Genomic DNA, 20,162 nt, shown 5'->3' with positions numbered 1-20,162 from the left:
AGCTGAGGAAGCGACGATCCGGGCTGACATCTTCCGGTGGTTGGACGAGCAGTTCATCGGACGCGGCGGATACGAGATACACAGCTCCGTCCTCAGGTCGTACGAGTACAAAGGCGAGCGCATTCCTCTGCTCGACCGGGGCAAGGGCATTCGGAACCCTGCCTCATTCTCGTCCACCCTGTCGATCATGTCTGGGTGGAAAGCCAACCGTTACTCCGACTCCGAGAGCGATGACGGCTGGGTGACCTACCACTATCGGGCAGGTGATAGCTCGGACAACGTCAAGCTCGTCCGCGCGTGGGAGAACCGCGACCCGATCGTTTACTTCCGAGCTGTGCGCGAGGGCTATTACGTGCCCTTCTACCCGATCATCATCGCGGAGAATGATTCGGTCGCTCGGGTTGTGCGGTTCCCGCTCGACCCGGCGCTTAGCTTTCTCGGCGACCCGATGGAATACACCGAGCAGCAGCGCAAGTACGCAGAGACGATCGTCCGTACCCGCCTACACCAGCCGATCTTCCGCGCCCGCGTGCTTCACGCGTATGGGGGAGCTTGCACAGTCTGCGATCTCAGGCACTCCGAGCTTCTCGACGCCGCGCACATCATCGGTGACGCGCAGGAGCATGGAGTTCCACATGTCTCGAATGGCCTCGCGATGTGCAAGATTCACCACGCCGCCTACGACCGTTCCCTGATGGGAATCACGCCAGACTATGAGGTGCGGATCGACAGAGACCTACTCGACGAGGTCGACGGCCCGATGCTTCGACACGGGCTACAGGATATGCACGGACGCCGCATTCGCCTGCCCATGAGTCGCAAGGCCTACCCCGATCGCGATCGGCTTGCGGAGCGCTTCGAGCAGTTCGCAAAGTGGCACTAGGGGCGCCGTCGGGTCCAACACTTCGAGCGGCGGGGTGAATCAGTCTAGAGAAACGCCACCCCCCGCACCGGCGCCCCATCGCCCTCCAACCGCAACGGGAAGAATCCCACCTCCACCCGGCCCGGCAGCCCCTCGAGCCCGCACACGTTCTCGACGATGAGCCCATCCCCACCGAGCACGACGTCGTGAACAGGAAACGCCGAACCACCCGTCTCATCCGGACTCAGCGTGTCCACCGCGAGCACGCGCATCCCCCGCGCCCACAGTTCCTTCGCCGCAGCAGCGGACATGAACGGATGCCGCAACGCCCGCTCCGACCCGAACCACTGCGCCCACCCCGTGTCGATGATCACGATCCGAGGCAGTTCGTCCGGAACGGCACCGCCGTCTAGCGTCAGCTCCTCGAGCCCGTACGCAGACCCCGGCGATGCACCCGGAACCCGCAGCACCACCGCCTCCCCCACGAGCTCGTCGAGCGAAACGGAAGCCATCGTCCGCCCACCCGCCACGGTGTGGGCCGGCGCATCGACATGGGTCCCCGTGTGGGAACCCATGTCGATGCGCGCGACCTCCACGCCATCGGTCTCCAGCGACAGAGCCGGCCGCACAGCCACCGAGGGATCCCCGGGGTAGACCGTCATGCCGTCGCGGATCGGGTGGCTCAGGTCTCGCAGCATCCGCTCATCATGCCTTGACTGCGGCCTCAGACCCAGCCTCGGAGGCCAGGTTGCCGACCGGCGTGATCGCCCCTTTCGGGCGCCGGTGCCACGACACCGCGAGATACAGCACGAACGTCACGATGAACGCGGGCGCGGTCGAGCCGAACGGCAGCGGCCACACGTAGGCCCACACGTAGGCGAGGGCGGCTCCGACGAACCACGAGCCGATCGCGAGCCAGTTCACGCCGGCCGTGTACCAGTAGCGGCCGCCCTTCACCTGCAGGATGTCGCGGTCGTACGACGAGCGCCTGATGAAGTAGTAGTCGACGATCATGATCGCGAAGATCGGGGCGAACAGCGCGCCGATCGTCACGAGGAAGTTCGTGAACTGGTCGAGCAGGCCGAACAGCGTCGCACCGAGAATCGAGATCACGCCGAGGACGAGCGCGGCGGGCAGGAACTTGATCCGCAGGCCGGGGATCGCGTTCACGACCGTCGTCACCATGCCGTAGACCACCATCGTGTTCGTCGCCATCACCGACAGGAAGATCGCGAGGCCGAACGCCCAGCCGAAGGGCTCGATGATCGTCACCGGGTCGAACGGAATCGCCTCTCCCCCGCTCAGGATCACGAACGCCATCGCCGTCGCGCCGAGCGACATCGAGATGACCGTCGACAGCGTGTAACCGACGCCCGAGCCGATCACGCTCGCACGCGTGCTGCCGGCGAGGCGGTTGAAGTCGGCCGAGAGGACGGTCCACGAGATGGCCGTCGCGAGCACGACGTCGAACACGAGACCCGCGTCGTAGTACGGCTCGGCGGATGCCGGGATCGACGTGAACTCGGCCGGACCGTACGTCGAGAACGCCACCACGAAGATGTACGCGGCGATCGCGAGGATCACGGCTGCGAACCACGGCTCGACGCGCGCGACGCCCGCGTGGCCGAAGATCGCGAGGATCACGACGATCGTCTGGCACAGCACGGCGAAGATCACCGGCGACGAGAAGCCCGTGAACGTCATCACGATGTAGTCCAGCGCGATGCCGGCGAGCATCGCCTGCACCCAACTCCAGCCCATGAGGATGATGACGTTCGCGGCGACCGGCAGCAGACTCCCCCGCGTTCCGAACGGGCCGCGCGTGAGCGCCATCGTCGGCAGGCCCGTGCGGCGACCGATCGTCCCGACCGCGACGAGCACCGCCGCGCCGATCACGGTGCCGAGCACGATCAGCAGCAGCACGAGGCCGTAATTCACGTCGGGCACGAACAGCGTTCCGGTGAGCAGCGTCGTGACGACGAGGTTCGCCGCCAACCAGATCATGAACAGGCGGCCGGTCGAATACGTGCCGACGAGAGGACCGGCGTCATCGGACTGGGCTTCGAGCCGCTGCTCGAGGCGGGAGTAGAGCGACATCGTTGGGGCTCCTTCGGGTTGGGTTGAGGGGGATTCGGGTATTGAGGTGGGCGCTTCGTCTCGCCTGCGGCTCGCTCAGCGACCGGGGCGGGGGCTCAGCGACCGGGGCGGGGGCTCAGCGACGGGGGCGGGACGCTTCGACGGGCTCAGCGACCCCGGGAGGGGTTAGGAGAACGGCGAGAGGTGCTCGTGCACGGCGACCAGCTCGTCGCCGTCGACGACGAACACGATCGTCTCCCTCTCGCGATACGACTCAGGACCATCGGATGTCTCGACCGACGTGTCGACGGTGTGCGAGAACACCGCACCGCCGTCGAACACCTGCACGCGCGGGTCGCTCGACGTGCACGACGTCACACGCCAACCGTCGGCGACCCACCCCTCCCACAGGCGTTCGTATTCGGCACGGTTCTCGAGGCGCCGCGGCTCGGGATGGAAGACGAACGTGGCATCCGGAGAGAACGCGGCGAAGTACCGCTCGCCGTCGGTCGCGGCGAACGCGTCGACGATCGCGGCAGCGGCGGCTTCGACGGCCGCGGGGTCAGGTCTCGTCATGTGCTTCTCCTTTGAAGACGAATCAACGGATGCGCCTACCTCGGCGCCATCGCGCTCAGCAGCTCGTACACGACATGGCTCGCCGCGACCGCCGTGAGCTGCGCGTGGTCGTACGCGGGCGCGACCTCGACCACGTCGGCGCCGACGATCCGCAGGTCGGTGAGGGCACGCAGCATCCGCAACAGCTCACGACTCGTGAGCCCGCCGGCCTCGGGCGTTCCCGTTCCCGGCGCGTGCGCCGGGTCGAGCACATCGATGTCGATCGAGATGTAGAGCGGCTTGTGGCCGACGCGAGCGCGGATGCGGTCGACCGCCGACGGCACGCCGTGCTCCTCGACGTACTCGCTCGTGACGATCGCGAAGCCGAGCCGCGCGTCGTCTTCGAGGTCGCTCTTCGCGTAGAGGGGGCCGCGGATGCCGACATGCATGCTCGCGGTGAGATCGATGAGCCCTTCCTCCGACGCTCGCCGGAATGGAGTGCCGTGGGTCGTCGGGGCGCCGAAGTACGTGTCCCACGTGTCGAGGTGCGCGTCGAAGTGCAGCACCGCGACCGGACCGTGCACCGAGGTCACCTCGCGCAGCAGCGGCAGCGCGATCGTGTGGTCGCCCCCGATCGCGACGAGACGGTCGGCGCGGCTCCGCAGCTCACGCGCACCGGCCTCGATCTCGGCGACCGCGGCCGCGATGTCGAACGGGTTCGCGGCGATGTCTCCGGCGTCTGCGACCTGCTGTGCGCCGAACGGGAACACCCCCTGTGCGGGGTTGTACGGACGCAGCAGACGCGACGCCTCGCGCACGTGCGCCGGGCCGAAGCGCGCGCCGGGACGGTAGCTCACACCGCTGTCGAACGGGACGCCGACGATCGCGACATCCGCCTTCTCGACCTCGTCCAACCGCGGAAGGCGCGCGAACGTCGCGATGCCCGCGAACCGCGGCACGACGCTCGCGTCGACAGGGCCGCGCGGCTCCGGCGTGTGGGAGGGTTGCATATTTGACAACTTTCGATACTCTGTAAGCAACGTTGCGGCCACGGTACGCCCGCGGTCGCATCCGCGTCAAGAGCCGCGGGCTTTTCGAGGGAGAGACATGCGCGCGATTCATCCGGATGCCGACGCCAACGCCACCCCGATCGGAGCCCGCCTGCGCGCGGCACGCACGGGTCAAGGCCTCTCGCTGGGACGGCTCGCCGAGACCACCGGGCTGTCGAAGGGCTTCCTGAGTCGCGTCGAGCGCGACGAGACCTCCCCCAGCGTCGCCACCCTCGTGCAGCTGTGCCAAGTGCTGTCGCTTCCGATCGGATCGCTGTTCGCGGAGCCCGAGATCCAGCGGGTGACATACGCGGATGCGCCGCGCATCAACCTCGGCGGCGTGCACGCCGAGGAACGGCTCATGTCACCGCGCAGCGAGCACCGCGTGCAACTGCTGCGGTCGGAGTTGGCGCCCGACGCGCACGGCGGCAAAGAGCTCTACACGATCAACTGCGACGTCGAGGTGCTGCACGTCGTGAAGGGAACCGTCGTGGTGCGGTTCTCGGACCGGTCGGTGACGCTCGGCGCCGGGGATGCGCTGACGTTCCCGGGGCGAGAGCCGCACACGTGGTACGTCGACGGCGGGAAGCCGGCGAGTGTGGTGTGGGTGATCGTTCCGGCGCCGTGGAGCGGGTCGGCGTAGCGGAGCTCGGGGATGACGCTTCGACGGGCTCAGCGACCGGGGTTGCGAGGGAGCGCTTCGTCTCGCTTCGCTCGCTCAGCGGCCGGGTGGTGAGCGGCCGGCGACCGGGCGAGGGCTCAGCGGCCGCAGAACCCGGTCCCTGAGCAGGCGCGGAGCGCCGTGTCGAAGGGCGGTCAGGTGGGCGACGCTTCGACGAGCTCAGCGACCGGGGGGTACGCGACGCTTCGACAAGCTCAGCGACCGGGGCGGCGGGTGAGCCGCAACAGCAGGACGTGCCAGTGCGTCTCCACCGAGGGCGGATCGGATGCGATCCGTTCGGCGAACCGCCTCTTGAACTCCGACACGAACGCATCCGTCTGATCGGGCGAGCGCGCCGAGTCGAGAGCACTGAGCAGCGACGGCATGAACGCGGCGTCGAAGAAGTCGACGACCGCGGCCGCGAACGCACCCGCATCGCCGGACCGTTCGTACTCCTCCAGCAGCGTGTCGGGCGCGCGCAGCAGCTCGTGCTCCTCCAGGGTCCACGCCTGCGCGAGCGGGCCGTCCCGCAACGGGGCCAGGAACTCGGCCTGCGTGCGGTTCCAGGTCGGGATCGACATGCGGGCGTACTCCGCCGCGCCCAGCTGACCGTCCGACACCATCTCCGTGAGCACGGCGTTCGCGGTGTCCATCAGCGCCTCCGCGCCGCTCGAGCCGTCGTCGTCCGCGGCACCCCCGACCACGACGAGCTGGCCGCCCGGCGCGAGCTCGTCCGCCCGGTGGGTGAGGAACGCGACCCAGTCGCGGCGCGCCTGCTGCTCGAGCGCCGCCCGCACGCGCCCGTGCGCTCGCGTGCTGAAGATGTGGTCGGGGATGGGCTCGGGCACGCGCGACACCCAGTGCACCGCGATCGCACTCCACGCCAGGTGCAGGTCGCCCGCCGGGATCAGCCGCTCGTAGAACGAGCGGGCCTCCGCGAAGGCGAACACGTCGGGTTCGGTCGCGTACGAGCCGGGCGTCGACATGACGTTCGCCAGCAGCACGTCGAAGTCGTTCGCGAGGATGTCGGTGTGGACGACGGTCACCGGGACGCGCTCGCCGGCGCGGGCCCGCACACCGTCGACCACGACGCGCATCGGCTGCAGCGAGTTCGTGCCGGCTGCGGCACCCAGGTCCGCGACGCGGAACGGCGAACCGGATGCGGGCAACACGACCGCGTCGACTGCGCGACGCAGCATCGGCATGGCGTAACTCTCCGCGGAGTGCTGCACCCCGGACTGCTGGGCGTACCCCGAGCCCATCGCCCCGGTCGCCGCGCGCTCGACGGGCGGGTCGGAGTCGGCGCCGCTCATGGCGCGTCAGTGTAGTGAGCGCTGTGCGCGGGCGGAAGGTGCGGGGGGTACGACGCTTCGACGGGCTCAGCGACCGGGGGCGACGCTTCGTCTCGCTTCGCTCGCTCAGCGACCGGGTACCCGGACCCTGAGCGAGGAGCGCAGCAACGAGACGAAGGGCAGCGACCGCGGGTACCATGGACCCTCGTGGGTATGGGAATGACGAAGAGCGCGCCGATGACGGCGTGCAGCTTCTACATCCGCGAGCGCCGCGCCTGACGGCGCCCTCGCTGATCTTCGCGTAAGCGCCGTCTTCCGGGAGTCCTCGCACCCCGGGCGCGCGTCCCACCTCCGCCGGTTCTCGGCCGACGCCCGCATCCGGGGTGCTCCAACCCTTCTCCTTGGAGCGCTCGATGCGAACCCACCCTCGCCGTTCCGTACACGGCGGCCGACACGAGCTCGGCCAGAACTTCCTCATCCACCGCCCGACGATCCACGCGATCGTCGACCTCGTCGCGTCCACCGACGGCCCGATCCTCGAGATCGGCGCGGGCGACGGCGCCCTCACGACACCGCTCGCCCGCCTCGGGCGACCCCTCGTGGCCATCGACATCGACGAGCACCGAGTGAACACGCTGCGGCGCCGGCTGCCGAACGTTCGCGTGCAGCATGCCGATGCACTGCGGCATCCGCTCGATCAACCCGTCGTCGTCGGCAACGTGCCGTTCCACCTCACGACCCCGATCATGAGACGGATGCTGACGCGCCGGTCCTGGCGTCACGCGATCCTCCTCACGCAGTGGGAGGTTGCGCGCAAGCGCGCCGGCGTCGGCGGCGGCACCATGATGAGCGCGCAGGCCGCTCCGTGGTTCGAGTTCCGGTTGCACGGGCGGGTGCCGGCGCGGCACTTCCGTCCGGTGCCGAGCGTCGACGGCGGCATCATCGGCATCACGCGGCGCGGGTCGCCGCTCGTCGATCCGCGGGATCGCGCTGCGTACGAGCGGTTCGTGCGCGACATGTTCACGGGCAAGGGCGGCGACCTCGTCGCGCTCGTGCAGCACAGTGCGCGCGTGACGCGGGGGCAGGCGAAGGCCGTGGTGCGTGAGGCGCGGATCGACGGATGCCGCCTGCCGCGTGACCTGCGGTCGGAGCAGTGGGCGGCGCTGTGGAGGGCCGTGACGTGAACACCGGGTCCTGAGCGAGCGCAGCGAGACGAAGGGGGCCTCGCGTGGGGCGCTTCGTCTCGCCTGCGGCTCGCTCAGCATCCGGCGTGTGGGGGCGACGACGCTTCGACGGGCTCAGCGACCGAGGAAGGGGGCTCAGCGGCCGGCGCCGGGCTCAGCGACCGAGGAGGGGGTCTGCTGGTACAGCGCCAGGCGCCACTCCCCCGACACCTTCACGTACACGCTCGACATCGCCGCCGTGAACGGAGCCTCGTCGCCGGGGCGCGACGCCTTGCCCGTGTAGACCAGGGCCGCGGCATCCGCGCCCAGCGACACAACGCGCTCATCGGAGATCTCGTACGTGCTCCAGGCTGGAGCATCGCGCAGCGACTCGACGACCGCATCGCGGTCGAGCACCGTGCCGTCGGCGATCACCATGACGCCGTCGTCGGTCATGATCCGGCCGTAGAAGTCGTCGCCCGAGCCGTCGCACAGCGACTCCCACCCGGCCATCTCGAGACGCAGCAGTTCACTCATGACGGAACTCATGAACCCACCCCAACAAGCGCGTCGCGCGCTCACAAGGGGCTTGAAGCACGCATCCGAAGATTCCTCGGGCCCGATGTCGATTCCCGATGTCGCCGTTCGACGCGATAGTGAGAGGAGGCAAACGGCCTCCCATACGGAACCGAACGAAGGAACGAATCGATGAAGCACATGCTGATCATGCGGGCGACCCAGGAGGCCGTAGACGCGTACGAGAAGATGGACTTCGAGGCGGTCATCAACGCGATGGGCGCCTACAACGAGTCGATGATCAAGGCCGGCGTGCTCGTGGCCGGCGAAGGCCTCTCGCCCGAGCCGGGCTACGTGGTCGACTTCTCCGGCGAGACCCCGATCGTCAGCGACGGCCCCTACGGCGAGGTGCACGAGCTGTTCAACGGGTTCTGGATCGTCCAGACCGCGACTCCCGAAGAGGCTGTCGAGTGGGCCAAGCGCGCGCCGCTCACGCCGGGCAACAAGCTCGAGGTGCGCCGCGTGACCGACGAGACCGACTTCGCGGATTACTCCGACAACGAGTACGTGAAGAAGGAGAAGGAGTGGCGGGCCGAGCTCGGCACCGAGTGATCCGCCGCCCCTCGGAGACCATGAACGACACCCGGCGTACGGTCGAGGCCGTCTGGCGCATCGAAGGGCTTCGGATCGTGGCATCCGTCGCCAAGATGACCGGCGACCTCGGCCTCGCCGAGGATGTCGCCCAAGAGGCGCTCGTAGAGGCACTCGGCTCGTGGCCCGAGCATGGCATACCGAACAACCCGGGCGCGTGGCTCACGGCGGTCGCGAAGCGACGCGCGATCGATGCGTGGCGCCGGCGCGACGGACTCGACCAGCGCTACGCGGCGATCGCGCACACGCTCGACGAGGCATCCGACGACTCGTGGGAGCCCATCGACGACGACGTGCTGCGCCTCATCTTCACGGCGTGCCACCCGGCGCTGTCGCGCGAATCGCAGGTGGCGCTCACGCTGCGGATCGTCGCGGGATTGTCGACCGAAGAGATCGCACGGATGCTGCTGACCAGCGTCCCCACGGTGCAGGCGCGCATCACGCGGGCGAAGAAGTCGCTTGCGGCCGCACGGGTGCCGTTCGAGACGCCCGACCCGTCGGAGTGGACCTCCCGCCTCGCGGGGGTGCTCGGCGTCGTGTACCTCGTGTTCACGGAAGGCTATGCGGCGACCGCGGGCGACCGGTGGGTGCGCCCCGACCTCGCCGACGAAGCCCTGCGGCTCGGCCGCGTCGTCGCGGGGCTTCTGCCGCGCGAGCCCGAGCCGCTCGCGCTCGTCGCCCTCATGGAGTTCCAGCGGTCGCGCTTCGCCGCGCGAGAGACGCGCTCGGGTCAGCCGGTGCTGCTCGCCGATCAGGACCGCTCGCGGTGGGACCACGGCCAGATCGCGCGCGCGATCGAGGTGCTCAAGAAGGCGGATGCCCTCGCCGCCGCTCGCGGGACCGGACGCGGTCCGTACGCGCTGCAGGCCGCCATCGCGCAGTGCCACGCGGTCGCGCGGAGCGTGGACGAGACGGACTGGAACCGGATCGTGCTCCTCTACGAGGTGCTCGGACGCATCGCGCCGAGCCCGATCGTCGAGCTCAATCGTGCGGTGGCGGTGTCGAAGGCATCCGGTCCCGCCGATGCCCTGCGTATCGTCGACGCCCTCGAAGCCGCGGGAGCCCTCCGCGGCTCGTACCTCGTGCCGAGCGTGCGAGGTGAGCTGCTCGCGCAGCTCGGTCGCAACGACGAAGCGCGATCCGAACTGCTGACTGCCGCCGGCCTCACGGCCAACGAGGTGCAGCAACAGGTTCTGCGCGACAAGGCGGAGTCACTGCGCCCCCGACGCTGAGCGACCCGCCCCCTCCGGACGCTGAGCGAGCCCCCCTCCGGACGCTGAGCGAGCCGCCCCCCGGACGCTGAGCGAGCCCCCCCGGACGCTGAGCGAGCCGAAGGCGAGACGAAGCGCGAGACTCGTCGAACTGCCCTTCGTCTCGTCGCTTCGCTCCTCGCTCAGGGTCCGGGAACGCCGCCCGGCGTCAGAGCGAGATGAGCTCGAGCTCGCGCAGCTCACCGTCATCCACCACTGCGATCATCATCGTGTGCACCGGCTGGCGCCGGCGATCCGTGGGTGAACCCGGGTTGAGCAACCGCATGCCGCGCGGCGACACCGTGTGCCACGGGATGTGACTGTGCCCGAACACGAGCACGTCGGTGTCGGGGAACGCCTCGTCCATGCGCACCTCGCGCCGCGGCGCCGCTCCCGTCTCGTGCACGACCGCGAACCGCACGCCCTCGATCGTGCGGTGCGCGACCTCGGGCAGCCGCTCGCGCAGGTCCGCGCCGTCGTTGTTCCCGTACACCCCCAGCACCTCGCCGTGCTGCTCGAGCTCATCGAGCACGGATGCCGCGACCCAATCCCCGGCGTGGATCACGAGGTCCGCGGCATCCGCCGCCCTCAACGCCGTCTCCGGGAGACGCTTCGCACGCCCCGGGATGTGCGTGTCGGAGATGAGCAGCAGGCGGGTCGTCATCGCTTCGTCGCTGCGGCGGCGGCCGGCTCGCGGAGGATCTTCTCCATCGCCTTGCCTTTCGCGAGCTCGTCGACGAGCTTGTCGAGGTAACGGATCTTCTGCATCAGAGGGTCCTCGATCTGCTCGACCCGCACGCCGCACACGACGCCCGTGATGAGGTCCGCGTTCGGGTTGAGCTGCGCATCCGCGAAGAAGTCCTCGAACGTCGTGCCGTCGGCGACGTGCCGTTCGAGCGTCGCGTCATCGAAGCCGGTGAGCCACTCGATGACCTCGTCGACCTCGGCTTTCGTGCGACCCTTCCGCTCGGCCTTCTGGATGTACATCGGGTAGACCTTGGCGAAAGGCATCCGGAAGATCCGTTCCATGTTCCCCAGGGTACGCGGCAGGCGTACCGTGCAGACATGGACATCCGGTCGGCGCTCATCGAGCTGTGCGACGCGTTCAACGCGCACGACCTCGACCGCATCATGGCGCTCTTCGCAGAAGACAGCGTGCTCGAGATGCCCCGCGGCGCCGACCCGTGGGGATCGCGTTTCGAAGGCAAAGGCGCCGTGCGCGCGGCCCTCGCGGGCCGCTTCGCGGGGCTGCCCGACGTGCACTACGGAGACGAGGAGCACTTCGTCGACGAAGAGCGGCAGACGGGCATGACGACCTGGCTGCTGACCGGCACGACGGTCTCGGGTGAGCGCAAGGAGGTGCGCGGATGCGACTTCTACACCTTCCGCGACGGACTCGTCGTGCGCAAGGACTCGTATTGGAAGATCGTCGAACCGCCCGCGACGGCGTAGCCTGACCAGCAGGACCCACTCGACGATGAACGGGGAGCCCGATGCGCGCCGTTGACGACAACTTGACCGAGCTGGTTGCGGAGCTCATGCAGACCGCCCGCATCGCCTCGAGCGGCCGCGCCGCTCGCACCATCACCGGCGACCACGAGCACGCCCTGCGTGAGACGGTCATCGCACTGCGCGGCGGCGAGCAGCTCGGCGAGCACGAGAGCCCCGGCGAGGCGACCCTGCAAGTGCTCATCGGCCGCGTGCGGATCGTCGCGGGCGACGAGTCGTGGGATGGGGCATCCGGCGATCACCTCGCCATCCCGCCGCGGCGCCATCGGCTCGACGCGCTCGAGGACTCGGCCGTGCTGCTCACCGTCGTGAAGCGCCCGGTGGGCGACTACCCCGCGAGCCCGTAGCCCCGGCGTGCCATGCCGGTGGGCCTGCCACTCTCGGCCCTCCCGCCGGAATCAGGACATCTGGCGAGGGCAGGAACTTCGTGGCCGGATCGACCTGATTACGCCAGATGTCCTGATCCGGGCGACGAAATCGGCGTCCGGGCGACGAAATCGGCGCCCGCCAGGCCGAGTTATCCACAACCCGCAGACTTCCCATTGCGGATGTCCGAACCCGACGCCATGATGACTACGACACCGCCGACTGGGATGGCGGTGCCGCCTTCTGGGGAGGCGGGTTTCGGGAGGGCGGATGCCGCGCGGCCGTGATGGGACGCGTACGTGCGAGGCATCCGTCCTCCCTTCCGAAAATCTAGCGACCCCGCCGCCGAACTCACGGCTGGTTTCCAGCTTGGCGGGACCAAAACGGGTCGGTGATCCGTTCTTCTCTATGGCGCCGCAGCCAGCGACGTCACCCGAGGAGGAACACCGTGAGTCCCAACGACTACCGCAAGACCCCTGAGGCGCTGAGCCGCCTCACCGACGCGCAGTACGCCGTCACGCAGGAGGAGGGCACCGAGCCTCCGTTCCGCAACGAGTACTGGAACAACCACGAGCCCGGCATCTACGTCGACGTCGTGTCGGGGCAGCCGCTGTTCTCGTCGACCGACAAGTACGACAGCGGAACCGGCTGGCCGAGCTTCACCAAGCCGATCGACTCCGACGCGGTCACGACCCAGACCGACAGCTCGCTGTGGATGACGCGCACCGAGGTGCGGTCGTCCGGAGCCGACAGCCACCTGGGCCACGTGTTCGACGACGGCCCTCGCGACGCCGGGGGCCTGAGATACTGCATGAACTCGGCCGCGTTGCGCTTCGTTCCCGCCGCCGAGCTCGAGAGCCAGGGCTACGGCGAGTACCGACACCTCTTCGAGACCACCAACGAGCAGGAGACAGCATCATGACCAGCGGACCCATGGACACCGGCGAGATCACCCGCGTTCCCGGCATGGAGACCGCCGTCCTCGCGGGCGGCTGTTTCTGGGGCGTCGAGGACCTCATCCGCCGCCAGCCCGGCGTGATCGACACGCGCGTGGGCTACACCGGCGGTCAGAACGCGCACGCGACGTACTACAACCACCCCGGCCACGCCGAGGCGGTCGAGATCGTGTTCGACCCGACGAAGACGACGTACCGCGACATCCTCGCGTTCTTCTTCCAGATCCACGACCCGACAACCCTGAACCGCCAGGGCAACGACGTCGGCACGAGCTACCGCTCTGCGATCTTCCCGTTGGACGCCGAGCAGGAGCGCATCGCCCGCGAGACGATCGCCGATGTCGACGCGTCCGGCCTGTGGCCCGGCAAGGCCGTCACGACCATCGAGCCGGCCGGCCCGTTCTGGGAGGCCGAGCCCGAGCACCAGGACTACCTGGTGCGCATCCCCAATGGGTACACATGCCACTTCCCCCGCGCGAACTGGGTGCTGCCCAAGCGGTCGGAGACGAGCGCTTCGGCGTAACCTTCGTCGCGATCGCCAGCCGGATGCCGCGGCCCTCTGCGGGTCGCGGCATCCGCGCTCTCCCGGACTGGTGCTGCGCTAACGCAGGCCGTGCGCCGCTGTCAACGGTGCGGCGCCCCGCGGCGCGCCGCCGCTAACGTGGCGAGCGCGAGTCGAGGAGACGCCGTGACCCATCCCGCAGCCCCGCGCACCGGCACGTTGCGCGTGTCGGTGGTCATCCCCGTGAAGGACGACGACCGCGCGCTGAGCCGCTGCCTCGACGCGCTCGCGCGTCAGACGCGACGGGCCGACGAGATCATCGTCGTCGACAACGGCTCATCGGATGCTTCGGCCCTCGTCGCCCGAGGCGCCGGCGCCCACGTCGTGCGGTGCGAACGGCCGGGCATCCCCGCCGCGAGCGCGACCGGGTACGACGCGGCATCTGGTGACGTGATCCTGCGACTCGACGCGGACTGCGTGCCGGCGTCGACGTGGGTCGACACGATGACGGATGCGTTCGACCGCCGCCCCGACGTCGACGCGTTCACCGGACACGCGCGGTTCGTCGACGGGCCTCGCGTGCTTCGGACGGTGCTCGCGGCGATGTACCTCGGGTTCTTCGGCCTGGTGATGGTCCCGACACTCGGCCACGCGCCGCTGTTCGGCTCGAACCTCGGGATGCGCGCGTCGACGTGGAGGGCGGTGCGTGACGCCGTGCATCAGGACGACCCCGAGTTGCACGACGACATCGACCTCGCCTTCCACGTGGGCGACGTCGGGCGCATCCGGTATCTGCCCCGCGCCGGGATGGGGATCTCGATGCGCCCGTTCGGCGACGCACGCTCGTTCGCGCGCCGGATCGCAATGGGGTTCCGGACGGTGATCGTGCACTGGCCGCGGGACTTTCCGCCGAAGCGGTGGGCGCGGACCGGGTTCTCAAGTGATCGGAGCCGCACATGACTCAGCCACACGAGACGTCGTACTCCGCCCGGAACCTCTGGTCGGGCATCCTCTTCGGCATCGGCGCGATCGCGTTCATCGACGAAGCGGTGTTCCACCAGCTGCTCCACTGGCACCACTTCTACGACCGCTCGACGACCGAGGTCGGGCTCGTGTCGGACGGCGTCTTCCACGCGGTGAGCTGGTTCGCGACGATCGCGGGCCTCTTCCTGCTCGCCGACCTGCGCCGACGGCACGCTCTGCACTGGGGCCGGTGGACCGGCGGAGTCCTCATCGGCGCGGGGTCGTTCCAGCTGTACGACGGAACGATCCAGCACAAGGTGCTCGGCCTCCACCAGATCCGGTATGTCGACGACCTCATCGTCTACGACATCGTGTGGCACGCCGTCGCCATCGCGATGCTCGTCGCGGGCATCGTCACCGTCGTCCGAACGCGGCGCAGCGTCGCCCAGCCGTCGGAGGCATGACCGTGCACGCCCACGGAGTCGGGTCCGCCCCCACGGTCGACATCGCCCTCGCGCTGCTCGCGGCCGGGGCTGTCGCGGCCTATATCGCGGGTGTCGTGATCTCGCGCCGACGCGGACGCCCGTGGCCCACGGGTCGCGCGGTGCTGTGGTGCTGCGGTGTCGCGGCGGGTGCGGCATCCGTCATCGGCCCTCTTGCGGATGCCGCACACGACAGCTTCGTCGCACACATGACGACCCACCTGCTCGCCGGCATGGTCGCGCCCGTGCTGCTCGTGCTGGCGGCGCCCGTGACGCTCGCGCTGCGGTCGCTCGCCGTCACACCGGCCCGGCGGCTGTCGCGGGTGCTGGGCAGCGCTCCGGCCCGGTTCGTCGCCCACCCGATCACGGCGACGGTGCTGAGCGCCGGCGGACTCTGGCTCATCTACGTCACGCCGATCGTCGACGCGATGAGGGAGGTGCCCCTTGTGCACGTGGCGGTGCACGCGCACCTGCTGCTCGCGGGCTACCTGTTCACGGCCGCCGTCATCGGGCTCGATCCGCGGCCGCATCCGTCGAGCCGCGCGCTCGTCGTGGCGGTGATCGTGCTCGCGATGGCGGCGCACGCGATCCTTGCGAAGTACCTGTACGCCAACCCGCCCGAGGGCTTCGCGGTCGCCGATGTCCGAGCCGGCGCGCAGGTCATGTACTACGCGGGGGCGTGGGTCGAAGCCGTCGTCGTCGTGATCTTCTGCGCGCGGTGGTACCGGGCGGCGGCGCCGCGCGCGGCGACCGCGCCCTGACCGCTTCGTCTCGCCTTCGGCTCGCTCAGCGACCGGGGGTGGGGTTCGCTCAGCGCTCGGGGTGACTCAGCGCCGCTTGCGGGCCGGGAGCACGATCGCCCGGCCGAGCCGGAACAGCAGCACCCCCGCGAGCACCCACGGCCCGACCACGAGGATCGGGTCGAGCCACGCGTGCTTCATGTCGATGCGACCGGGCTGAAGCCGCGATGAGATCGGCCGCCGACCGCGCTCCCCCAACACGCCGGACTGCGTGATCGGGTCATCCGGTCTCTTGCTGAACAGCGACTTCACGTGCGCACCCGCAGAATCGACGCGGTCGCCGACGACGAGCAGGAGCCAGTGCGCGGCCTGCCCCTCGCTGTAGCGGTCGTAGGCGTACTTGCGGATGCGCCCGCTGAGGCCGTGCAGCGGCTGAGCCGTGCCGAACACCGGTGTCAGGCGCTCGTGTTCGATCGACCTCTCGCGCTCACCTCCGCGTGTCGGCTGCTGCTCGGGGATCTCCCAATGCGCGCCGGTCGCGATGCCCGGCTGCTCCCGCGGGAACGCGGGCCGGTCGGCGGGGTCGAGGTCGGCGCCCCACCCGGGGATGCGCGCGCGCAGCTCCTCGGGGTCGGGCTGGTTTCCGGGCTTCCATGAGGTGTACGGCATGTCGTCCTCCTTCGCCGGCGTCACGCGACGGTGATGACGGGCTTGACGATGTCGTCGAGCTTCGACGAGAAGATGTGGTAGCCCTCGGCGATCTCGTCGAGGGGGAAGCGGTGCGTGATGAGCTCGCTCGGCTTCACGTGTCCGGCGCGGATGTGCTCGAACAGTCGCGGCCACTGGCGCTTCACGGGCGCCTGGTTCATTCGGAGCGTGACGCCCTTGTTCATGGCGTCGCCGAACTTCACGGCGCTGAACAGCGGTCCGTACGCACCGATGACCGAGATGACGCCGCCCTTTCGCACCGTGTCGATCGCCCAGTTGAGTGCGACCGGCGACCCGCCCTGCATCTTGAGCTTCGCGGATGTCACGTGCTGCAGCACGTGCCCGTCCGCCTCCGCGCCGACGGCCTCGACGACAACATCCGCCCCGAGTCCGCCCGTCGCCTTCTTCAACTCGAGCACGATGTCGGACACCTGGCCGAAGTTGATCGTCTCGGTGAACGCGGACTCCTCAGCCTTCCGCAGGCGGTAGTCGAGGTGGTCGACCACGATGACGCGCCCCGCGCCCATGAGCCAGCACGAGCGGGCGGCCGCGAGCCCGACGGGACCCGCGCCGAAGACCACCGCGGTGTCGCCCTGCTCGATGTCGGCGAGCTGTGCGCCGAAGTAGCCGGTCGAGAACGCATCCGTCAGCATGAGGGCGTCCTCGTCGGCGATGTCATCCGGGATCACCCCCGGCCCGACATCCGCGAACGGCACGCGCACGTACTCGGCCTGACCGCCGTCGTACCCACCCGTCGTGTGCGAGTACCCGTAGATGCCCCCGACCGCCGTCGCGTTCGCATTGACGTTGTGGCAGTTCGAGAACAGGCCGCGCGCGCAGAAGAAGCACGAGCCGCAGTAGATGTTGAACGGGACCATCACACGGTCACCGACCTTCACGTTCTGCACTGTCGGGCCGACTTCTTCGACTGTTCCGATGAACTCGTGCCCGAACGTGTGGCCGATTCGGGTGTCGGGCATCATGCCGTGGTACAGGTGCAGGTCCGAGCCGCAGATGGCCGCGAGCTCGACGCGAACGATCGCGTCGTTCGGATGCTCGATCACCGGCTCGGGCTTGCTCTCGACGCGGAGCTTGTACGGTCCGCGGTACGTCATCGCCTTCATGGCGCCTCCTCGGGGTTCTGTTCCACCCCAACCCAGGCACCTGGAATCCGAGAGGGGGTTGCGTCGGGCCGCGCGACCTGCCAGGGGCGCGGCTGCGGATGCTGCGCGAGGCGCGCAACGGCGAGACGAAGCACCGCCACGGAGGACCGCTTCGTCTCGCCGCGCTCGCTCAGCGACCGGGGTGGTGTCGCCGCAGCATCCGTCGGTTCGCGTCCCGAATCGAGGGGATCTCGCGGAGCGAGGAGAACTGAGCCCCGCGCGCCCTCGTTCCGCGTGATGCCCTCGTTTCGCGGGGCGGGACAGCCGCGAGGCGCGCTAGCGCCCGGGGCGCCAGAACCCGGCGAACACGACGTACAGCAGCGGGATCACCGACGCCGTCATCAGCACCGACCCGACCATGATGTCCTGCGCGCGCAGCACGGCACCTGCGATGAGCAGCGCGGCGAAGAGAACCGCCGAGATGACGCGGCGGGCGAGGCGCTCGATGCGGTTCATCCGGGATTCCATGCGGCTGAGGTCGACCGTGAGCTGCCCGTTCTCGACCTTGGTCAGCAGGTCGTCCGTGCGTCGCGGCAGGCGCGCGACGATGCCGGCGACCGACGCGGCCTCGCGCGCGACCGCCCCCATGACGTTGCCGCGCTCCTCGCGCAGGAGCTTGTCGGCGTAGGGCTCGACGGCGTCCCACATGTTGAACTCGGGATCGAGCGAGCTGCACATCCCCGACGTGAGCGACACCGCGCGGATGATGAGCAGGAAGTTCTCGGGAAGCTGGAACGGCAGCGACCGCACGACATCGCTGAACTCGCGCCCGAAATCGCGGAACTCCCGCGGGTCGAGGCGCTGCAGCTGCGCGAAGCCCATCCCGCCGAATCGTGCGAACAGCGCCGTCATCGCTCGCTCGAGCTCGGCGGTGTCGGCCGACGGCAGCAGCACGCCGACTCGACGGATGCTGTCGACGAGCTGCTTGCCGTTGCGGCCGGCGACCGCGATGAGCACCTGCTGCAGGTCGTGGCGCAGTTGGTCGGGGACCTCGCCCATCATGCCGAAGTCGACGAACGTGAGGCGCCACTCGGGGGTACCGTCCGGCCGCATCCCGGTCTGCGTGACGAAGATGTTGCCCGGGTGCGGATCGGCGTGGAAGTACCCGTGCTCGAAGAACTGGTCGAACATGATCTGCGCGAAGGCGTGGGCCACTTCGCTGGGGTCGATCCCCGCGGCGCGCAGCCCGTCGATGTCGTTGATCTTGATCGCGGTGACGTCTGACATCGTGAGGACCCGCCGCGTCGTCCGCTCCCATGCGATGACCGGCACGCCGACGCGCGGGTCGCCCGCGAAGCTCTCCGCGAAGCGCTCCGCGTTCTGCGCTTCGTGCAGGTAGTCGATCTCCTGAAGGCTCACGTGCGTGAACTCCTCGATCAGCCTCGGGAGGTCCACGTGGTTCGCGATGAAGCGGATGCGGCTGAGCCACCCGGCAACCCTTCGCAGCGCCGCGAGGTCGACCTCGACGATCTGCTCGATGCCGGGGCGCTGCACCTTCACGACGACGTCGGCGAAGCCGGTGTCTTCGGCTTCGGCATCCGTCAACCTCGCCCGATGCGCCTGACCGAGCGACGCCGCCGCGACGGGAACCGGGTCGACGTACGCGAACGCGCGCTCGAGCGGGATGCCCAGCTCGGCCTCCGCGAGCTCGCGGATCGGGCCGAAGTCCACCGGGGGAACCTCGTCTTGAAGCCCCGCGAGCTCGTTCGTGATCTCGGGCGGCAGCACGTCGAGGCGCGACGACATGAACTGACCGACCTTGATCATGAGCCCGCCGAGCTCGACCGCGAGCGCGTGGAAGCGCTTCGCGATGCCCTGCAGGCGCGCCGCGCGCCCGCGGGCGACGTACTCAGCGAAGCCGATCCGGGGCAGGATGAGCTCGAACCACCAGGTCTGCGCGATCGTGCGCGCGGCGAACCAGAGGATCCTGCGGTAGCGGGCGCGAGCGCTGCCGGGATCGGCCATCGATACTCCTTGACGCCGATGCCGGCGCGTCGGGTCAGTCCTCGGCGAGGATGGAGTAGAGCTTACGCCTGGCCTCGTCGAGCACCTCCACCGCGCGCTGCGTCTGATCGGCGCTTCCGCTGCTCGCGACCTGGGCCACTGCCTGCGCGAGCCGCGCGCCGGCCTTGGGCAGGGCGGTCGTGCGAGCGGCCGCGTCCTTCATGCCCTGGGACTCCCACGGGGCCGATTCGGCGCCGGATGCCTCGGCCTCCGCGCGGCCCGCATCGGTCAGCGAGTACGTCTTCTTGCCGCCCGACTCGGTCGCGACGATGAGCCCCTCATCGGCGAGGAGCTGGAGCGTCGGGTACACCGACCCGGGGCTCGGCTTCCACGCGCCGTCGCTGCGCTCCTCGATCTCGCGGATGATCTGGTACCCGTGCATCGGCCCCTCGGCGAGCAGAGCGAGCACGGCGGCCCGCACGTCACCACGGCCCATGCGCGGCGGCGCGAAGCGCTGCTCGAACACGTCGCGCAGCTGCTCCATCGCATCCCAGATGCTTCCGCCCGCTCCGCCGGGCTTGCCGTAGCCGCCTCCGCGGTGACGCGAACCCCACGGGTCGCCCATGAATGAACCGCTCATGATGCCTCCTGCGACTGTCAGCCGATATCTCGCCGATGCTCAACGATATATCGGTGAGTGTGTCGAGGGAAGGGGCGCTTCGACAGGCTCAGCGACCGGGGAGTCGTTCGGCGG

Annotated in this window: 24 protein-coding genes; 12 read left to right on the top strand and 12 right to left on the bottom strand. The window is 69.3% G+C overall.

The genetic code is table 11. The features are described from left to right. The first annotated feature begins 40 nt into the window (after nucleotides 1-40). Nucleotides 41-883 carry an HNH endonuclease gene (locus VFF97_RS06995; RefSeq protein WP_325032769.1) on the top strand — a complete coding sequence of 281 codons (843 nt, stop codon included), beginning with the start codon at nucleotides 41-43 and terminating at the stop codon, nucleotides 881-883. 44 nt (nucleotides 884-927) lie between these two features. On the opposite strand, the gene VFF97_RS06990 is transcribed toward VFF97_RS06995, so the two are convergent. From VFF97_RS06990 to speB, 4 genes are all read right to left on the bottom strand, one after another. Continuing rightward, the gene (locus tag VFF97_RS06990; RefSeq protein ID WP_325032768.1) at nucleotides 928-1,560 is read right to left on the bottom strand and encodes a cyclase family protein; all 633 of its coding nucleotides are present in this window, start codon (nucleotides 1,558-1,560) and stop codon (nucleotides 928-930) included. A gap of 7 nt (nucleotides 1,561-1,567) precedes the next feature. Then, nucleotides 1,568-2,959 carry a purine-cytosine permease family protein gene (locus VFF97_RS06985; protein WP_325032767.1) on the bottom strand — a complete coding sequence of 464 codons (1,392 nt, stop codon included), beginning with the start codon at nucleotides 2,957-2,959 and terminating at the stop codon, nucleotides 1,568-1,570. Nucleotides 2,960-3,124: 165 nt separating this feature from the next. Further along, the gene (locus VFF97_RS06980; protein ID WP_325032766.1) at nucleotides 3,125-3,514 is read right to left on the bottom strand and encodes a YybH family protein; all 390 of its coding nucleotides are present in this window, start codon (nucleotides 3,512-3,514) and stop codon (nucleotides 3,125-3,127) included. Between the two features lie 35 nt (nucleotides 3,515-3,549). Continuing rightward, nucleotides 3,550-4,503 carry an agmatinase gene (gene speB, locus VFF97_RS06975; RefSeq protein WP_325032765.1) on the bottom strand — a complete coding sequence of 318 codons (954 nt, stop codon included), beginning with the start codon at nucleotides 4,501-4,503 and terminating at the stop codon, nucleotides 3,550-3,552. Between the two features lie 97 nt (nucleotides 4,504-4,600). On the opposite strand from speB, the gene VFF97_RS06970 reads away from it, so the two are divergent. Then, nucleotides 4,601-5,185, top strand: coding sequence for a helix-turn-helix domain-containing protein (locus VFF97_RS06970; RefSeq protein ID WP_325032764.1), 585 nt, complete (start codon nucleotides 4,601-4,603; stop codon nucleotides 5,183-5,185). Between the two features lie 233 nt (nucleotides 5,186-5,418). On the opposite strand, the gene VFF97_RS06965 is transcribed toward VFF97_RS06970, so the two are convergent. After that, the gene (locus VFF97_RS06965) at nucleotides 5,419-6,516 is read right to left on the bottom strand and encodes a hypothetical protein (protein ID WP_325032763.1); all 1,098 of its coding nucleotides are present in this window, start codon (nucleotides 6,514-6,516) and stop codon (nucleotides 5,419-5,421) included. 392 nt (nucleotides 6,517-6,908) lie between these two features. Between VFF97_RS06965 and erm the strand changes: the two genes are divergently transcribed. Beyond that, entirely contained in the window at nucleotides 6,909-7,679 is a 771-nt protein-coding gene (gene erm / locus VFF97_RS06960) for a 23S ribosomal RNA methyltransferase Erm (protein WP_325032762.1), read from the top strand. Nucleotides 7,680-7,814: 135 nt separating this feature from the next. On the opposite strand, the gene VFF97_RS06955 is transcribed toward erm, so the two are convergent. Further along, entirely contained in the window at nucleotides 7,815-8,195 is a 381-nt protein-coding gene (locus VFF97_RS06955) for a nuclear transport factor 2 family protein (RefSeq protein ID WP_325032761.1), read from the bottom strand. A 171-nt stretch (nucleotides 8,196-8,366) separates the two neighbouring features. On the opposite strand from VFF97_RS06955, the gene VFF97_RS06950 reads away from it, so the two are divergent. Beyond that, nucleotides 8,367-8,786: a YciI family protein gene (locus tag VFF97_RS06950; protein ID WP_325032760.1), complete on the top strand. Its 420-nt coding sequence runs from the start codon at nucleotides 8,367-8,369 to the stop codon at nucleotides 8,784-8,786. Nucleotides 8,787-8,806: 20 nt separating this feature from the next. Further along, nucleotides 8,807-10,057, top strand: a complete 1,251-nt coding sequence (locus tag VFF97_RS06945) for an RNA polymerase sigma factor (protein ID WP_325032759.1) — start codon at nucleotides 8,807-8,809, stop codon at nucleotides 10,055-10,057. Nucleotides 10,058-10,244: 187 nt separating this feature from the next. Here the strand turns inward: VFF97_RS06945 and VFF97_RS06940 are convergent, their stop codons facing one another. Together VFF97_RS06940 and VFF97_RS06935 are read right to left on the bottom strand one after the other, a co-directional pair. After that, nucleotides 10,245-10,739: a YfcE family phosphodiesterase gene (locus VFF97_RS06940; RefSeq protein ID WP_325032758.1), complete on the bottom strand. Its 495-nt coding sequence runs from the start codon at nucleotides 10,737-10,739 to the stop codon at nucleotides 10,245-10,247. Beyond that, nucleotides 10,736-11,104, bottom strand: a complete 369-nt coding sequence (locus tag VFF97_RS06935; protein WP_325032757.1) for a DUF2200 domain-containing protein — start codon at nucleotides 11,102-11,104, stop codon at nucleotides 10,736-10,738. Before VFF97_RS06935 ends, VFF97_RS06940 begins: the two co-directional genes overlap by 4 nt. A 36-nt stretch (nucleotides 11,105-11,140) precedes the next feature. Between VFF97_RS06935 and VFF97_RS06930 the strand changes: the two genes are divergently transcribed. The 7 genes from VFF97_RS06930 (at nucleotide 11,141) to VFF97_RS06900 (ending at nucleotide 15,614) form a co-directional block, all read left to right on the top strand. After that, on the top strand, nucleotides 11,141-11,527 hold the full coding sequence (locus tag VFF97_RS06930; RefSeq protein WP_325032756.1) for a nuclear transport factor 2 family protein: 387 nt from the start codon (nucleotides 11,141-11,143) through the stop codon (nucleotides 11,525-11,527). 41 nt (nucleotides 11,528-11,568) lie between these two features. Next, the gene (locus VFF97_RS06925) at nucleotides 11,569-11,931 is read left to right on the top strand and encodes a cupin domain-containing protein (protein ID WP_325032755.1); all 363 of its coding nucleotides are present in this window, start codon (nucleotides 11,569-11,571) and stop codon (nucleotides 11,929-11,931) included. A gap of 467 nt (nucleotides 11,932-12,398) precedes the next feature. Beyond that, nucleotides 12,399-12,872 (top strand): peptide-methionine (R)-S-oxide reductase MsrB, encoded by a 474-nt coding sequence (gene msrB, locus VFF97_RS06920; protein WP_325032754.1) that lies wholly within the window; start codon nucleotides 12,399-12,401, stop codon nucleotides 12,870-12,872. Beyond that, entirely contained in the window at nucleotides 12,869-13,429 is a 561-nt protein-coding gene (msrA, locus tag VFF97_RS06915; protein WP_325032753.1) for a peptide-methionine (S)-S-oxide reductase MsrA, read from the top strand. Before msrB ends, msrA begins: the two co-directional genes overlap by 4 nt. 165 nt (nucleotides 13,430-13,594) lie before the next feature. Beyond that, nucleotides 13,595-14,368, top strand: coding sequence for a glycosyltransferase family A protein (locus tag VFF97_RS06910; protein WP_325032752.1), 774 nt, complete (start codon nucleotides 13,595-13,597; stop codon nucleotides 14,366-14,368). Next, nucleotides 14,365-14,835 (top strand): DUF2243 domain-containing protein, encoded by a 471-nt coding sequence (locus VFF97_RS06905; RefSeq protein WP_325032751.1) that lies wholly within the window; start codon nucleotides 14,365-14,367, stop codon nucleotides 14,833-14,835. Before VFF97_RS06910 ends, VFF97_RS06905 begins: the two co-directional genes overlap by 4 nt. Continuing rightward, nucleotides 14,832-15,614, top strand: coding sequence for a cytochrome c oxidase assembly protein (locus VFF97_RS06900; RefSeq protein ID WP_325032750.1), 783 nt, complete (start codon nucleotides 14,832-14,834; stop codon nucleotides 15,612-15,614). Before VFF97_RS06905 ends, VFF97_RS06900 begins: the two co-directional genes overlap by 4 nt. 66 nt (nucleotides 15,615-15,680) lie before the next feature. Here VFF97_RS06900 and VFF97_RS06895 read toward each other — a convergent pair whose 3' ends face one another. The 4 genes from VFF97_RS06895 to VFF97_RS06880 form a co-directional block, all read right to left on the bottom strand. Further along, complete coding sequence (locus tag VFF97_RS06895; protein WP_325032749.1) at nucleotides 15,681-16,262, bottom strand: hypothetical protein; 582 nt, start codon at nucleotides 16,260-16,262, stop codon at nucleotides 15,681-15,683. 20 nt (nucleotides 16,263-16,282) lie between these two features. After that, complete coding sequence (locus tag VFF97_RS06890; protein WP_325032748.1) at nucleotides 16,283-17,425, bottom strand: zinc-dependent alcohol dehydrogenase; 1,143 nt, start codon at nucleotides 17,423-17,425, stop codon at nucleotides 16,283-16,285. A 315-nt stretch (nucleotides 17,426-17,740) separates the two neighbouring features. Then, on the bottom strand, nucleotides 17,741-19,429 hold the full coding sequence (locus VFF97_RS06885; RefSeq protein ID WP_325032747.1) for an ABC1 kinase family protein: 1,689 nt from the start codon (nucleotides 19,427-19,429) through the stop codon (nucleotides 17,741-17,743). A 34-nt stretch (nucleotides 19,430-19,463) separates the two neighbouring features. After that, on the bottom strand, nucleotides 19,464-20,048 hold the full coding sequence (locus tag VFF97_RS06880; protein ID WP_325032746.1) for a PadR family transcriptional regulator: 585 nt from the start codon (nucleotides 20,046-20,048) through the stop codon (nucleotides 19,464-19,466). Nucleotides 20,049-20,162 lie beyond the last annotated feature (114 nt).

The organism is Microbacterium sp. (assembly GCF_035687345.1).
Classification (GTDB): Bacteria; Actinomycetota; Actinomycetes; order Actinomycetales; family Microbacteriaceae; genus Microbacterium.
This window is presented reverse-complemented; position numbering and strand designations above follow the sequence as displayed.

Coding starts and splice junctions, on each gene's coding strand:
- VFF97_RS06895 (WP_325032749.1), bottom strand. CDS start 16,262: ATGCCGTACACCTCATGGAAGCCCGGAAACCAGCCCGACCCCGAGGAG.
- VFF97_RS06890 (WP_325032748.1), bottom strand. CDS start 17,425: ATGAAGGCGATGACGTACCGCGGACCGTACAAGCTCCGCGTCGAGAGC.
- VFF97_RS06885 (WP_325032747.1), bottom strand. CDS start 19,429: ATGGCCGATCCCGGCAGCGCTCGCGCCCGCTACCGCAGGATCCTCTGG.
- VFF97_RS06925 (WP_325032755.1), top strand. CDS start 11,569: ATGCGCGCCGTTGACGACAACTTGACCGAGCTGGTTGCGGAGCTCATG.
- msrA (WP_325032753.1), top strand. CDS start 12,869: ATGACCAGCGGACCCATGGACACCGGCGAGATCACCCGCGTTCCCGGC.
- VFF97_RS06930 (WP_325032756.1), top strand. CDS start 11,141: ATGGACATCCGGTCGGCGCTCATCGAGCTGTGCGACGCGTTCAACGCG.
- VFF97_RS06970 (WP_325032764.1), top strand. CDS start 4,601: ATGCGCGCGATTCATCCGGATGCCGACGCCAACGCCACCCCGATCGGA.
- VFF97_RS06955 (WP_325032761.1), bottom strand. CDS start 8,195: ATGAGTGAACTGCTGCGTCTCGAGATGGCCGGGTGGGAGTCGCTGTGC.
- VFF97_RS06900 (WP_325032750.1), top strand. CDS start 14,832: ATGACCGTGCACGCCCACGGAGTCGGGTCCGCCCCCACGGTCGACATC.
- VFF97_RS06880 (WP_325032746.1), bottom strand. CDS start 20,048: ATGAGCGGTTCATTCATGGGCGACCCGTGGGGTTCGCGTCACCGCGGA.
- erm (WP_325032762.1), top strand. CDS start 6,909: ATGCGAACCCACCCTCGCCGTTCCGTACACGGCGGCCGACACGAGCTC.
- VFF97_RS06905 (WP_325032751.1), top strand. CDS start 14,365: ATGACTCAGCCACACGAGACGTCGTACTCCGCCCGGAACCTCTGGTCG.
- speB (WP_325032765.1), bottom strand. CDS start 4,503: ATGCAACCCTCCCACACGCCGGAGCCGCGCGGCCCTGTCGACGCGAGC.
- VFF97_RS06950 (WP_325032760.1), top strand. CDS start 8,367: ATGAAGCACATGCTGATCATGCGGGCGACCCAGGAGGCCGTAGACGCG.
- VFF97_RS06965 (WP_325032763.1), bottom strand. CDS start 6,516: ATGAGCGGCGCCGACTCCGACCCGCCCGTCGAGCGCGCGGCGACCGGG.
- VFF97_RS06980 (WP_325032766.1), bottom strand. CDS start 3,514: ATGACGAGACCTGACCCCGCGGCCGTCGAAGCCGCCGCTGCCGCGATC.
- VFF97_RS06990 (WP_325032768.1), bottom strand. CDS start 1,560: ATGCTGCGAGACCTGAGCCACCCGATCCGCGACGGCATGACGGTCTAC.
- VFF97_RS06945 (WP_325032759.1), top strand. CDS start 8,807: ATGAACGACACCCGGCGTACGGTCGAGGCCGTCTGGCGCATCGAAGGG.
- VFF97_RS06985 (WP_325032767.1), bottom strand. CDS start 2,959: ATGTCGCTCTACTCCCGCCTCGAGCAGCGGCTCGAAGCCCAGTCCGAT.
- VFF97_RS06935 (WP_325032757.1), bottom strand. CDS start 11,104: ATGGAACGGATCTTCCGGATGCCTTTCGCCAAGGTCTACCCGATGTAC.
- VFF97_RS06940 (WP_325032758.1), bottom strand. CDS start 10,739: ATGACGACCCGCCTGCTGCTCATCTCCGACACGCACATCCCGGGGCGT.